This window comes from Actinoplanes sp. GCM10030250 (assembly GCF_042666575.1).
Classification (GTDB): domain Bacteria; phylum Actinomycetota; class Actinomycetes; order Mycobacteriales; family Micromonosporaceae; genus Actinoplanes.
This window is the reverse complement of record NZ_JBHTDO010000009.1, coordinates 220,002-233,694: the sequence shown is the minus strand read 5'-3', so window position 1 is coordinate 233,694 and position 13,693 is coordinate 220,002. Positions and strand designations below refer to the sequence as shown.

Here is a 13,693-nt window from a genome sequence, read left to right as displayed (position 1 = left end):
GACCTTGCCGATCCCGAGGTTCGGATCTTAGGAGCGGTGCGTCGCCAGGTGTCCGGTGATTCCTTCCGCTGGGATCTCCGTCGAGTCGCCGCCGGCGCTGCCTGGGGCCTGGACGTGACCTGCGATCTGGCTGGCGAGCGCGACGAGGCGGTCGGTGTTCTGCTGCGCGGTCTGACGACGCAGATGCGGCAGCAGGGACTGATTCCCGTCACCGTCGACCGGTTCCGCTAGTGCGTTGTCCATGAACATTCGCCGGGTCTGAGCGGTCTCAGGCGGCCTTGAGCCGAGGTCGGCCCCAGCGTTGCTGGCGTTCGCTGCGGATCCGGGCTCGTTCGCGGCGTTGGGCGGCCAGGACGTCGGGGTGGCGGGCGTTGGCGTTGCGCCAGCGCAGGTATTTCTGCAGTTTGTGGGCCAGGACGGTGTGGTTCGGGTGGTTCGAGTTCGCCATGGTGAACATCCGCAGCGGCCCGAACTGTGCCTCGATCGGGTTCGCCCATGACGCGCTGGTCGGGGTGAGACACAGCTCGACCTTGTGGCGGGCCGCCCAGGCCCGGATGGCCGGGGTCTTGTTCGCCGACAGGTTGTCCAGGATGACGTAGATCGGCGCGCCGTCCGGCCGTGCTTTCCGGATCGTTTTCAGCGCGGACAGGGTGTGATCTGCGCCTTTGCGTCGCCGGTTGACGCCCCAGAGCTGGTCGTCGCCGGCTGTAACAGCCGTGGAAGTAGCGGATGCCGTGCGTGCGGTGGTAGGTCGCCGGCAGCCGGTCCGGATGCGACTGCGCTGCCCAGCCACGGCCGTGGTGCGGGCGGATCGACAGCGGCCCGAACTGGTCGAACGCGAAACACCGGTGCGGGAACTTGGTGGTGACTTCCTCGATCCGGTCGAGTTTGGTGTCGAAGTCCGGGTCGTTGGACTCCTTCCAAGTGCGGGTCCGCTGCCAGCTGGCCTCGTTACGGCGCAGATTCTGCCGCAGCCGTTCCCGGCCCACGTCCACCGTCCGGTCGGCGTCGGTGGCCAGGTGGTCGGCGAGTTTGCGCAGGCTCCAGCAGGTGAAGGGCCGCCCGAGCGTGCTCGGGCGGGCCTTGGCCGTCGCGACGATGAACGCTTCATCGTCGTGGTTGATCCGGCGGGGACGGCCTCTCGCCCATTGAGGGTCCAGCGCGCGTAAGCCGATCTCGTTGAACGAGTGGATCACGTCGCGGACGGTGTCCTCGTGCCCGGCGATCAGGTTCGCGATCGCCGGGACCGGTGTCCCGGACGCCGACGCCATGATGATCAACGCCCGGCGCACCCGGACTGAATCGTGCTTGCGTCTACGCACAAGTTGTTGCAGCTTGCGGCCTTCTTCTTGCGTCAACCGCCGCGCCCTGACCGGCTCAGCCAACCGCCACCCACTCTCAACGCCCGAAATCACCGCCGTTGAGAGTGAGCCCTCGACAACGACTAGCGGCGGACGCGTCTCGGTGTGTCGCCGACCCGGTGAACGTTGGTGGTCAACGCAGGGGGTGGGGGTGCCGGTGGCGGAGGCGATCCGGTGCAGCGTGTCCGCGAGGCTCGACCCGCCGTTGGGTCTGATCTTGTGGTCGACGCGTTGCATCAGCGGGCGTCGGTGCCATCCGCTTCGCCTTCTACGGGCGGATCTCGACCAGCGAGTATCAGGATCCGGTGTCGTCGCGGGCGTGGCAGATCGAGTCAGCGCAACGGCTGATCGCCGGCAGGGGCCGGATCGTGGCGGAGTTCTTCGATCCCGGCGCGTCCGGCAATCTGCCTTGGCTCAGACGTCCGCAGGCGGCCGCGTTGTTGGCCGCTGCCGCCAGCCCAGACCGTCTGTTTGACGCCGTGGTCGTGGGGGAGTTCGAGAGGGCGTTCGCCGGCGGTGAGGCACAACGGGTGATCGAGACGCTGCAGCGCTTGGACGTGCAGGTGTGGTTGCCGGAGGCGCAGGGCCCGGTCGACCTCGGCGATGCCGAGCATCGGGCGTTGTTGATGATGCTGGGTCATCAGTCGCAGCGGGAGGTGCTGCTTAGCCGGTTCCGGGTGCGTTCGGCGATGGCGGCGCAGGTACGTGAGCAGGGCCGTCACCTCGGTGGCCGTCCGCCGTACGGTTACCAGCTCGTTGACGCGGGCCCGCACCCGAACAAAGTTTATGCGAGCTGGGGCCGGCGCCAGCACCGCCTGGAGATGGATCCGATTACGGCTTCGAATGTGCGGTGGATCTTCGCTCGCAGGCTGGAGGGCATGAGCACGGCGGGGATCGCGCGGGTGTTGAACGAGCGGCGGGTCCTGTCGCCGGCCGCGTTTGACCGGGCCCGGAACCCGCATCGTGAGGGTGCGGTGCGGACGGTGGCGGCGATTTTGGCGAATCCGCGGTTCACCGGCCGTGAGGTGTGGAATCGGCAGTTCACCGATCACCGCGAGGCGGTGCCGGGGACCGGCGCACGAGCCTTGGCCCGGTACGGGTTTGGAACCCGCGAGAGGAATGGGTGGTCTCCCCGGAACGGATGCATCCCGCACTGGTCAGTGATGAGGACTTCACCGCGGCGCAGGCGATCACCGCCCGGGCGATGCCGGAGGACGGGCGGGCCCGCCGGTACGCGCTGACCGGGTTGCTGGTGTGCGGGGTTTGTGGGCGGCGGATGTCGGGACATTGGCTGCGGCGGGCCGCATACCGGTGCCGGCACGGGCACACCAGTGCGCACTTGCCAAGTACGGACCGGACGCGGGCGGTGTACTGGCAGGAAGCCCGCCTGGCTCAGGACCTGATCACCGCGAATGCCAGCCTTGCGCACCTGGACGGCCCCGAGGATGTGGCGTCTTACCTGCGGACGCGGTGCTCGTCTGCGGATTCGGCACTCTCACGATCGAGGCCGCGCCGGTCGTGCCGGTGCAGGAACTCTTCGCCGAGCCTGTCCAGCCGGCGATGGCCAATCCCGCCATGCAGGTAGAAGACACCGACGCGTCCGACGAGGCCCTCGAGTGTGTCGAGGCAGTGGCGGAAGCCGAGCCCGTGCACGAGGATAGTGAGGAAGTGATCGAGCCGCCGGTCACGAAGCCAGTGCCCCCTGGCTGGCGACGGCCGCATCGTCGACCACCAGCGCGACGAGTATGGGCTGCCAAAAGGGCGCGGAATGCACAAAACCCCACCAGGCACCACGTAAAACGTGAATGACCTGCGTGGGGTTTAACGTGTCCGAGGGGGGACTTGAACCCCCACGCCCGATAAAGGGCACTAGCACCTCAAGCTAGCGCGTCTGCCATTCCGCCACCCGGACCTGCCCATACAGCTTACCGGGGCCATCCTCCCTGGCTTTCACCTGGGTCTCCGGCGGCTCCGTGGGCCGTACAGGGGAAGACTGTACACGCCGCCGATTCGCGCTCAAAGCAGGGGTGGGCGCCGGACAATCCGTCACATAAAGCCGGGCAATGAGACCCGGCCTGGCGGGCGGGGGAGGAAGCGGGCAGCATGGCGGGCGTGTCCCAGTCCTCCCCGCTGACTCCGGCCCTGCAACGGGCGCAGGCCCTCGTCGCTGCGGGGGATCTGGGTGGTGCGCTGGTGTTGCTGGAGCGGGCGGTGGAGCTCGGGCGGGAGAACCTGGCCGAGGATCATCTGGATGTGCTCACCGCGCAGCGTGAGCTGGCCGGGGTGCTGCTTCAGGTGGAGGAGCCGGTGGGTGCTCGGCGGGCGCTCGAGGAGGCTTACGCCGCGGGTCAGTGGCGGCTCGGGGACAGTGATCCGCTGATGCTGCGGATTTCGCATGATCTGGGCGTTGTCGCTGAGGAGCTGGGCAACCGGCATGAGGCGCGCAAGGCGTTCGGGCGGGTTGTCGATCTTGGGCCGGCGGTGCTGGGGGAGCAACACCCGGTGGTCGCGCGGGCGCGGGCCTATCTCGGTCAAGACCAAGATCAGGCAGAGGTACGGGACGCAGCTCCGACCCCGGAAACCCCGCTGACGGTTCGGGCGGTCCCGAGCATGCCTCCGGCTCCGGTTGCCCCTCCGCCGCAGCCGGACCCGATGAACGCGCCGACCGGCGTCTTTCCCACCGTGCCGGCTCCGGTCGCCGCGGACCAGACCCTGGCCGCGGGACCGTGGAACGGACCACCCGGGCAGGTGGCACCCCGGCAGGCGCCACCCCGGCAGGCGCCACCCCGGCAGGAGCCACCCGTCCAGGAACAGCAACCGGCCCCGCCCCAGTGGCACGGACAGCCGCCGGCACCGAATCAATGGCAGGAACAACGGCCCGTACAGAACGCCTGGCAGAACGGTGCCACCGTTCAGCCTCCGCCCGCCGACCTCACCCCGTGGACCGGGGACGACCACCACGGGCGCAACGTGCCCGGTGGGGTCACCATCTGGCAGGGGGCGCCCCCTGCCCACCCCCAACCCCCGACAGTCATCCACACCGCCGCGAGCATCGCTCACTCGTACCCGATGGTCTCTGATGTGCAACCGGCGCAGCGCGCCCCGGAAAGCGGCCGCCGCCGCGGCATGGCGGTCTTCGCGGTGATTGCGGCGACGCTGTCCGCTGTGGTGGCTGTCGCGGCGCTGGTGTTCGTGCTCGCTGATCGGGTGGGGGACAACGGTGGCGGGGTGGTCCCTACGGGTGAGGTGACCGAGCCGGGTGTGCCAACTCAGGATGAGGTGCCGCCCGGTGAGATCAGTCTTGACGACCAGGGGGCGACGGTCGAGGTGCGGTGGACCGACCCGGCTCAGGGGCGGGTGCCGTTCATGGTCACGATGGCCCGGCCGGGGGAGACGCTGCGGCCGGTTTCCTCGGTCGGACCTGGGGAGACGTCGTTCCGGATGGGTGGGCTCAACAAGAAGCTGAACTACTGTTTCGCGGTGGTCGCGGTGTACGCCACGGATCGGTTCAAGAGTTCCGATCAGGTCTGTACGGACCGCTAGTAGCGGTATCCACAGGCTTGGAAGCCGGGTATCGACGACTGCCTCCCTTTCCCTATGATGGCTCGGTCCTGGCGGGGTGTGACGAGGGGATCACGGTAGTGAGCAGCTCAGACGGCACCAAGACGCGGCGTGGTCACCTGGTCACGCTCGGCGTTGTGCTGGTTCTCGCCGCCGGGCTGGGGCTCACCGCGCGCGGGCTGGGCGCGGCCGATGAGGCGCTGGCGAGTTTCGACGCCGCGTCGTGGGTGTGGAGCCGCAACAAGGGTGAGATCGCCCGGCTGAACGGTGTGACGGCCAAGGTGGACACCCGGGTCGACGTGGGGCCGGCGCGCGGGCACGAGCTGGAGGTCGTGCAGAGCGACCGGTTCGTGCTGCTGCGCGATGTGCACACCGGCGCGATCGGCACGATGGACCTCACCGACCTGCGGGCCTTCTGGAACGGGCAGTCCGCACCGGGGCGCGGGATCAGTGTGGCGCTGCACGAGGCGGCGGCGTTCGTGGTGGACGCGGTGCAGGGCAGGGTGCAGCAGGTCGATCCGAAGTCGTTGCAGTCGCTGGGTGATCCATTGAGCTTCCCGCCGGGGATCACCGGCGGCACCTTCGACGGCAAGGGGCGGCTGTGGGTCGCCTCGCCGAGCGAGGGAACCGTTACCGCGATCGCGCCGGCGGCGGTGGCCTCCGAGGGCACCACCGGGGCGGGGCCGCAGCGTGAGCGCACCGAGTCGGTCGCCGATCCGAGTCACGACCTGGCACTGACCACTCTGGCCGACGGCGCGGCGGTGCTCGACCGCACCACCAACATGTTCACCCGGCTCGGCGCCACCAAGACCACCACCGAGTTGCCGCTGTCCGGGCCGGGCCTGCTGCCGCCGCACACCGTGGGCAGCACGGTCGCGGTGACCGTCCCGGCCGACCGCAAGGTCTACGCGGTGGACGAGAGTGGCGGGGTGCGCACCGAGGTCACCGTGCCGGGCGAGGGCAGCGAGTTGCCGGCGGCGGTGGCCTGGGAGGGCTTCCTCTACGTCGCCGACGGTGGCACCGTGCACGTCTTCGACGGCGGCGGCAAGCCGCAGAGGCAGATCAGCGTGCCGCGCCCGGGTGGCAGCCTGGAGCTCGACATCCGGGAGAACTACCTGTTCATCAACGCGCCGGGCACCTCGACGGCCCGGGTGGTCGACAACGCGCACACGGTCCGGGTGGTCGACAAGTACGCCGACGACGTCCTCGGCGGTGACCCGCCGCCGGTGACGGAGAACCCGCCGCCCCCGCCGCCGAAGCGCAAGCCGCCGAAGCCGGTCGTCAAGGAGCCGGGCGCGCCCCGCAACGTGCGCGCCGCCGCCGGGAACGCGGAGGCCCGCGTCACCTGGCAGGCCGCCGCCGACAACGGTGCCGCGATCAGCAAGTACGTGGTGGCCGGCGCCGGGCGGACCTTCCAGGTCGGTGCCGAGCAGCGGTCGCTGGTGGTCACCGGGCTGACCAACGGCGAGACGTACAAGTTCCAGGTGCACGCGGTCAACCGCAAGGGCGACGGGCCGGCCAAGAGCAGCAACGCGATCCGGCCCACTTCCGAGGTGCCGGACGCGCCCGGCGCTCCGGTCGCCGAGGCCAAAGCCGACGGCACGGTCACCGTCACCTGGCCGGCGGCGAACGCGCAGGGCCGCACCATCCAGCGCTACACGGTCACCGCGGTCTCCGAGGGCGGTTCGGCCCCGGCCGGCGACGCCACCGAGACCTCGTTCACCATCGCCGACGGCCGCCTGGACTACGGCAAGCAATATGCGTTCACCGTCGTCGCGGTCAACGACATCGGTGCCGGTTCGCAGGCGTCCGCGGTCAGCAACAGCGTGGTGCCCTACGCCAAGCCGGGCCGCCCCGACAGCGCCGAGGCGGCGACCGCCGGCGACCAGGCCGGTGCCGTCCGGGTCACCTGGGCCGCGGCCGCCGAGAACGGCCGGCCCATCACGAAGTATGTGGTGACGGCCGGTGGCAGGAGCACCGACGTCACCAACGCGACGACCACCACGCTGACCGGTCTCGGCGACGGTCAGACCGTGCAGGTCTCGGTGGCCGCGGTCAACGAGGCCGGGACGGGCGAGGCGGCGAGCACGACCGCGCGTACCGTCGCGGCGCCGACGGTCACGGTCACGGCGGTGAACCCGACCTTCAACACGGCGGCGGTGACGTTCGCCGTGGACGGTGGCGGCGGCACTCCCACCTGCACGCTCACGGTCTCGGGCGGTGGCAAGGGCTCGTCGGGCAGCTGCTCCAGCCTCAACGCCACCGGGCTCAAGCCCAGCACCGACTACACGTTCACGGTCACCGCCAAGAACGCCGCCGGCACCACCACCAAGGCATCGGCCAAGGCCACCGACGCCCTCTTCGGGACGGCGACCTGCATCAACGGCACCGGTGACGCCGCCCAGCGGGTCTACTGCAACGCCGACGTGGACGGCCGCAACGGCAACGAGATCTTCACGGGCACCAAGCAGAGCGACCCGCAGCAGGCCGGCTGGGTCAAGAACGGCACCAAGCTCAAGGCGTTCTGCAAGAAGACCGGCGACGAGGTCTATGCCTTCGTCTACAACAACGACAAGCGCAGCACGTGGTGGATCCAGGTGGAGTACGAGGGGAAGACCTACATCCCCTGGGCCTGGCTGAACCTGGACGGCGGCGACAACCTGGAGGATCTGCCGACGTGCTGAACCCCGCACACGTGACCGGATTCGCCCAGGTCGCCGAGAAACTGGCCGAGCGGATCGGGTCGGTGGTGCTCGGCAAGCCCGAGGTGATCCGGCTCGCCCTCACCGCGCTGTTCGCCGAGGGACACGTGTTGCTGGAGGACGTGCCGGGCGTCGGCAAGACCACCCTTGCCCGGGCCATCGCCTCGTCGATCCACGGGGTGTGGCGGCGTATCCAGTTCACCCCGGACCTGCTGCCCTCCGACGTCTCCGGCGTGACGATCTTCAACCAGGCCAGCCGCGGGTTCGAGTTCCACCCGGGGCCGGTCTTCGCGAACATCGTGATCGCCGACGAGATCAACCGGGCGTCGCCGAAGACCCAGTCGTCGCTGCTCGAGGTGATGGAGGAGCGGCGGGTCACCGTCGACGGCGTACCGCACCCGGTGCCGCAGCCGTTCCTCGTCGTCGCGACGCAGAACCCGGTCGAGATGGACGGGACCTACCGGCTGCCCGAGGCGCAACTCGACCGGTTCCTGGTCAAGCTGTCGGTGGGCTATCCCGACGAGCAGGTCGAGATCGAGGTGCTGCGGGGTGCGGCGGGACGGTCACCCGACGGTTTGGAGCCGGTCACCGACACGGCGACGATCGGCGAGATGGTGCGTATGGCGCAGGCGGTGCACGTCGCGGACCCGCTCTATGCGTACGCCGTACGCCTCGCCGCCGCCACCCGCAACCACCCTCAGGTCCGGGTCGGCGTCAGCCCCCGCGGCGTGATCGCGCTGACCCGGGCCGCCAGTGCGTACGCGCTGATCAACGCCCGCGGCTACGTGCTGCCCGAAGACTTCAAGGACCTGATCACACCGGTGTTCGCGCACCGGGTGCTGCTGTCGGCGGACGCCCAACTGCGCGGTGTGACAGCCGCCGACGTCCTCGCCGACGCCGTGCGCTCGGTTGCCGTACCCCTGCCCGACCAGCGCGTACCCGCCACACCGTGACCGCTCGCGGCATCGCCCTGCTCGTCTGCGCCGTCCTGCTGCTCGCCGCCGGCTTCCGATTCGGCTACCCCGACCTCGCCCTGCTCGGAGCGGCCGCCGGGCTCGCCGTCCTCGCCGCCGCCGGGTTCGCGGCCTGGCGCCCCCGCCTCGGCGTCGACCGCGTCGCCGAACCCGACCGGGTCGCCCGCGGCGAACCGGCCGCCATCAACCTCACCATCCGCAACAGCAGCCGGATGCGGGCCGCCACCATGATCGCGGTGGACCGGTGCGGGCCGTCGACCGTCGACGTGCCGCTGCTGCGGCTGCGCCCGGGCCACGACACCACCACTGCATACCCGGTGCCGACGCATCGCCGCGGGCTCGTCCCGATCGGGCCGCTCGGCGTCACCCGCCGTGACCCGCTCGGGCTGCTGACCCTGACCCGCACCTACGGCGGCACCACGATCGTCCGCGTACACCCGCGCATCCACCTGCTCCGCGCGCTGCCCGCCGGGCTGACCCGCAGCCTCGACGGCGGCGCCGACAAGGTGCCGCAGGGAACCATCACGTTCGACTCGCTGCGCGACTACGTCCCGGGCGACGAGCTGCGCCGCATCCACTGGCGCAGCAGCGCCAAGGTCGGCGAGCTGATGGTCCGCGAACAGCTCGACACCTCCGAGCCGACCCTGGTGGTGCTGCTCGACGACCGTGCGGTGGCACACCCCGGCGACGGGGAGTCGTTCGAGCACGCCTGCGAGGCGGCCGCGTCCGTGGTCACCGCCGCCGCCCGTGAGGCGCTGCCGGTGAGCCTGCACCTGGTGTCGGCGGCGTCCGAGGGGCCGTTCCTCGACGTGCTGACCGAGGTGACGCCCGGTGACGGCGACCTCGAGGCGACCTTGCGGCGGCTGCGGGCGCAGCGGCTCGGCGACACGCTGATCTTCCTGACCGGGCCCGGTGGGCGCGACGACATCGGTGCGGTCAGCGGGCTGCGCGGGGCGTACCCGGTGGTGATCGCCGGGCTGTTCGGTGACCGCGACGCCGCACCCGAGTCCAGCGCCGACCGCATGATCGTCATCGAGGCCGCCGACGGAGCCGAGTTCGCCACCGCCTGGGACGGGGTGCGCGGATGGTGAGACGGCTTCGAGCCGCCGGCGTACCCCTCGCCCTTGCCGGTCTTCTGCTCCTGGCCGGTGCCGCCCTCGGGCGGATCTACTCCGACGATTTGTTCGTGCAGCTCATCGCCGGTGCCGCGGCAGGCTCCGTCGGCACCGGCGTCGCCACCCGCCGCCTGCCCTCCTGGACCGCCGCACCGGTCTCCGCCGTCCTGCTCGCCGGCTACACCGTCCTCGCCCTGCACCTCGCCGCCCCCGCCGGGCTCACCGGCGCCATCCTCCGCGACGCCCTCGCCAACGGCATCCCGCGCCTGCTCACCGCCATGATCCCGGTCGAGTCCACGCCGGACACCGTGGTCGCGCCGGTCGTCGCGGTCTGGCTCGCCGGCCTCGCCGCCACCGAGATCGGCGTGCGCGGGCGCCGCGTACTGCTCAGCTGCCTGCCGCCGGTGCTGCTCTACGCGGGCGCGCTCTACGTGGTCGGCCCGAACGCCCCCTCCGCCACCGGCCTCACCCTCGCCTTCGCCGCGCTGGTCATGGCCGCCCTGCTCGCCGGCGCACCGGCCTCGCCCGCGGCTTCGGCACTGCCGGCCAGGGCGCGGGTGCGTGCGCTGGGTGCGGCCGCCGCCGGCCTGGTGGCCCTTCTCGGCGTGATCGCCCTGGCCGGGCCGTGGGTCGGCAGCCAGGTCTCCGCGACACCGGTCGACCCCCGGCGGTACGTGGAACCACCTCGCGTCGACAACCTGGACGAGAGTCCCCTGAACCGGATCTCCGGATGGGCGCTGACACCGGCCCAGCCGCTGCTGGAGTACCAGCCCGGCTCGGCCGCCGATCCCGCGGCCGCGGTCCGGCTGCGGCTGGCGGTGCTCTCCGACTACGACGGGGTCACCTGGAAGGTCGGCGGCGTCTACCGCAACGCCGGCCGGGTGCTCCCCGAACAGCCCGCGCTGCCGGGCGCCACGATCACCGAGGCCGACCAGGAAATCACCGTCACCGGGCTGACCGGGCGGCTGCTCCCGGCGATCCCGGCGCCGTCGAGCATCTCCGGTGCCCGGGTGGCGTACGACGCGGGCACCGGCACGCTGATCCGTCCCGAAGGGCTCATCCCCGGGCTGCGCTACACGGCCACCTCCCGCGTGCAGACCCCCGACCTCAACCTGCTGCCGACCGCCGACGCGCCCTCCGGTGACCCGGTGGTCCGCTACCTGACTGTCGGCACCGGGGTACCCGAGCAGGTCCAGCGGCTCGCCGAGCACCTGGCCGACGGTAACGGCGGCGCCTACGACCGGGCGATCGCGATCGAGGAGTTCCTGGCCGAGCACTACAAGACGGTGGCTGACGCGCCGAGCGGGCACGCCTACCCCAACATCGACCACTTCCTGTTCGGCCGCACCGAACAGGGTGGGCGCGTCGGCACCTCGGAGCAGTTCGCTGCCGCGTACGCCCTCCTCGCCCGCCTGACCGGCCTGCCCAGCCGCATCGTCGTCGGTTTCACCGCGCCCGCCGCGGGCGGCGCCGTCACGGGCGGTGACGCGCTCGCCTGGCCCGAGGTGCTCTTCGACGGGCTCGGCTGGGTGGCCTTCGACCCGATGCCCAAGAGCGACGACCCGCGCCCGGTCGAGGAGGACTTCGCCCCTAAACCGACCACGCCGCCGCCGGCGCCGTCCGAGCCGCCGCCCACGTCTGAGGCTCCTTCCGCGGAGCCGTCGGCGACCGCGATCGCCGCGCCGCGGGCCGCGGGTCTTTCCGGTGTGGTCGTTGCCGGTGGTGCGTCCGGATCTGTGCTGGTCGTGGCCGTGATCGGGGCGCTGGCGGTCATGCAGATGCGGCGAGCGCAGCGGCGGCGGAGACTGTCCACCGGCGGGCCGGGGGAGCGGGTGGCCGGAGCGTGGCTGGAACTGACCGACGCGTTGCGGCTGGCGGGACGTCCTGTTCCGGTTCACCTGTCGGCAACGGAAGCGGCAGAGTTCGCCACCGCGCCGCCGACGGTGGTTCGCCGCTCGGGTCTGCTGCGCCGCGCGGTGCCGCCGCCGCCCGGCCCGCTTCCTCCCTTGGACGGGCTTGTTTCCGCTGTCAACACCGCCGGGTTCGCTCCGGAGGCGGTCAGCGCTGATCAGGCGGCGCAGGCGGCAGCCGACGTGCTCACCTATTCCACGGCTCTGCACAAGCAGCGCCCGTGGTGGGCGCGGCTGTGGTGGAACGTCCGGCCCGGGCCGCTGCGCTGGCACCGCAACCGCTGACCCGGCCCCTGTTCAGGCGGGAAACCGTACGGTGATCGCCAGGCCCCCTCCGGGCCGTGCGCGGGTGGTCAAAGTCGCCTGGTGTGCCTGGACGACGGCGTCGGCGATGGCGAGGCCGAGACCGTAGCCGTCGCGGCGACCGCGCCGGTCGGGCGCCAGCCGCTGGAAGGGCCGGAAGAGCCGCTCGATCTGGTCCTCGGCGATGACCGGCCCACTGTTGACGACCGTGAGAATCGCCTGCGTGCCGGAGGTCCCGGTGGCGATCTCCACGTGCCCGTCCGGGTGGTTGTGGCGGACGGCGTTGCCGATCAGGTTGGCGACCAGGCTTTCGATCAGTCCCGGGTCACCGGTCGTCGCCGAGGGCGCCACGTGTTCGATGAGGCGGACACCCCGCTGTGCTGCCAGGTCGCGGAGCGCGTCGAGCACCCCTGACACGATCCGGGCGAGGTCGACGGTGTCCCTGCGGGCGAGGCCGCGCTCGCTGGTGGCCAGGGTCAGCAGGGCCTCGACGAGCCGTTCCTGGTGGCCGCCGAGAGCAAGGGCTTCGTGGCATGCCGAGCGCAGTGCGCCGGCGTCGGCGTCCGGGTCGGCCAGGACTACTTCGAGGAGCGTACGCAGGCCGGCCAGGGGTGTGCGCAGCTCGTGGGAGGCGTTGGCGACGAAGTGCCGCTGCGCGTCGAAGGCGGCATCGAGGCGGGCGAACAGGTCGTCGAGAATGCGGCCCAGCTCGGTCAGCTCGCCGGTGGGCTCGCCGAGGTTGAGCCGCTGGTGCAGGTTCCCGGCGGAGATGGCCCTGGCGGTGACGGTGATGGCTCGCAACGGCCTGAGGAAGCGGCCGGCGACGAACCAGCCGGCGGCGAGGGCGACGGGGATCAGGACGACGACGGCGATGGCGGCGCCGGCGAAAAGCTGGTGCGGGCCGATTCCACCGCCGGTCCCGGCGATCGCGGGCGCGGCACCGCTGCCGACCGGCACGGTCGACTGGAGTCCGGCCAGAGGAAGCAGGACGACGGCGAGCACCACGATCCCGGCGGCGAAGATGCCCGCGGCGTAGAACAGCGCCAGCCGGGCCTGCAAGGATCGCCGGGGCCCCTCGGGACCGGTCATGACGGCCCGATCCGGTAACCGCCCTCGCGGACGGTCTCGATCACCGGCGGATCGCCGAGCTTGGCCCGCAACCGGTGCATGGTGTGCTTGACCGCGGACGTGAAGGGATCGGCTGCCTCGTCCCAGACGCGTTCGAGCAGTTCCTCGGCGGGCAGGACCAGGCCGGGCGAGCCCAGCAGGCATTCGAGGAGCGCGAACTCCTTCGGGCTGAGCTCGAGCCGCCGGCCGCCGCGCGACGCCACCCGGCGAGCCGGGTCCAGGATGATGTCCCCGCACGACAGGGTGGGCGGAAGCGGCGGCGTGGCCCGGCGAGCCAGCGCCCGGACCCGGGCGACAAGCTCGGCGAACGCGAACGGCTTGGGCAGGTAGTCGTCCGCGCCGAGGCTGAGCCCTTCGACGCGATCCTCGATCGTGCCGGCCGCGGTCAGCATCAGCACGCGGGTGTCGCAGCGGTCGCCGGCCAGTCGCCGGCAGATCTCGTCGCCGTGGACACCGGGTAGGTCACGGTCGAGGATCACCACCTCGTAGCGGGTGACGGCAAGGCGGTCGAGGGCCTCGGTCCCGTCCAGGACGACGTCGACGGCCATTCCCTCGCGGCGCAGCCCGGTGCCGATGGCGCGGGCCAGAACCTCGAAGTCCTCGGCGACAAGGACCCTCACTGTGGCTCACGGCCGGTTG

Annotated in this window: 10 protein-coding genes, 1 tRNA gene and 3 pseudogenes; 8 read left to right on the top strand and 6 right to left on the bottom strand. The window is 71.4% G+C overall.

Going from position 1 to position 13,693, the window contains the following annotated elements; all coding sequences use genetic code 11:
* Positions 1 to 231: pseudogene (locus ACFQV6_RS15190) on the top strand (hypothetical protein); the annotation flags it as partial.
* 37 nt (positions 232 to 268) lie between these two features.
* Here the strand turns inward: ACFQV6_RS15190 and ACFQV6_RS15185 are convergent.
* Positions 269 to 1,111, bottom strand: a complete 843-nt coding sequence (locus ACFQV6_RS15185) for a transposase (protein WP_378028110.1) — start codon at positions 1,109 to 1,111, stop codon at positions 269 to 271.
* A pseudogene (locus ACFQV6_RS15180) lies at positions 1,029 to 1,271 on the bottom strand (helix-turn-helix domain-containing protein); the annotation flags it as partial. The gene ACFQV6_RS15185 and the pseudogene ACFQV6_RS15180, both read right to left, overlap by 83 nt.
* 395 nt (positions 1,272 to 1,666) lie before the next feature.
* Between ACFQV6_RS15180 and ACFQV6_RS15175 the strand changes: the two are divergent.
* Positions 1,667 to 2,602, top strand: a complete 936-nt coding sequence (locus tag ACFQV6_RS15175; protein ID WP_378028099.1) for a recombinase family protein — start codon at positions 1,667 to 1,669, stop codon at positions 2,600 to 2,602.
* Positions 2,566 to 2,652: pseudogene (locus ACFQV6_RS15170) on the top strand (zinc ribbon domain-containing protein); the annotation flags it as partial. The gene ACFQV6_RS15175 and the pseudogene ACFQV6_RS15170, both read left to right, overlap by 37 nt.
* Before the next feature lie 164 nt (positions 2,653 to 2,816).
* Here the strand turns inward: ACFQV6_RS15170 and ACFQV6_RS15165 are convergent.
* Both ACFQV6_RS15165 and ACFQV6_RS15160 read right to left on the bottom strand, forming a co-directional pair.
* On the bottom strand, positions 2,817 to 3,083 hold the full coding sequence (locus ACFQV6_RS15165) for a hypothetical protein (protein WP_378028111.1): 267 nt from the start codon (positions 3,081 to 3,083) through the stop codon (positions 2,817 to 2,819).
* A 105-nt stretch (positions 3,084 to 3,188) separates the two neighbouring features.
* Positions 3,189 to 3,273, bottom strand: a tRNA-Leu gene (locus tag ACFQV6_RS15160).
* Between the two features lie 200 nt (positions 3,274 to 3,473).
* Between ACFQV6_RS15160 and ACFQV6_RS15155 the strand changes: the two genes are divergently transcribed.
* From ACFQV6_RS15155 to ACFQV6_RS15135, 5 genes are all read left to right on the top strand, one after another.
* Positions 3,474 to 4,904: a tetratricopeptide repeat protein gene (locus ACFQV6_RS15155; protein ID WP_378028098.1), complete on the top strand. Its 1,431-nt coding sequence runs from the start codon at positions 3,474 to 3,476 to the stop codon at positions 4,902 to 4,904.
* Between the two features lie 98 nt (positions 4,905 to 5,002).
* Positions 5,003 to 7,606, top strand: coding sequence for a fibronectin type III domain-containing protein (locus tag ACFQV6_RS15150; protein WP_378028097.1), 2,604 nt, complete (start codon positions 5,003 to 5,005; stop codon positions 7,604 to 7,606).
* Positions 7,600 to 8,577 carry an AAA family ATPase gene (locus ACFQV6_RS15145; RefSeq protein ID WP_378028096.1) on the top strand — a complete coding sequence of 326 codons (978 nt, stop codon included), beginning with the start codon at positions 7,600 to 7,602 and terminating at the stop codon, positions 8,575 to 8,577. Before ACFQV6_RS15150 ends, ACFQV6_RS15145 begins: the two co-directional genes overlap by 7 nt.
* On the top strand, positions 8,574 to 9,689 hold the full coding sequence (locus ACFQV6_RS15140) for a DUF58 domain-containing protein (protein WP_378028095.1): 1,116 nt from the start codon (positions 8,574 to 8,576) through the stop codon (positions 9,687 to 9,689). The genes ACFQV6_RS15145 and ACFQV6_RS15140 overlap by 4 nt, the downstream gene beginning before the upstream one ends.
* On the top strand, positions 9,683 to 11,908 hold the full coding sequence (locus ACFQV6_RS15135; RefSeq protein WP_378028094.1) for a transglutaminaseTgpA domain-containing protein: 2,226 nt from the start codon (positions 9,683 to 9,685) through the stop codon (positions 11,906 to 11,908). The genes ACFQV6_RS15140 and ACFQV6_RS15135 overlap by 7 nt, the downstream gene beginning before the upstream one ends.
* Positions 11,909 to 11,920: 12 nt before the next feature.
* On the opposite strand, the gene ACFQV6_RS15130 is transcribed toward ACFQV6_RS15135, so the two are convergent.
* Both ACFQV6_RS15130 and ACFQV6_RS15125 read right to left on the bottom strand, forming a co-directional pair.
* Positions 11,921 to 13,015, bottom strand: coding sequence for a sensor histidine kinase (locus ACFQV6_RS15130; RefSeq protein WP_378028093.1), 1,095 nt, complete (start codon positions 13,013 to 13,015; stop codon positions 11,921 to 11,923).
* Entirely contained in the window at positions 13,012 to 13,674 is a 663-nt protein-coding gene (locus ACFQV6_RS15125) for a response regulator transcription factor (protein WP_378028092.1), read from the bottom strand. The genes ACFQV6_RS15130 and ACFQV6_RS15125 overlap by 4 nt, the downstream gene beginning before the upstream one ends.
* Positions 13,675 to 13,693: the final 19 nt, after the last annotated feature.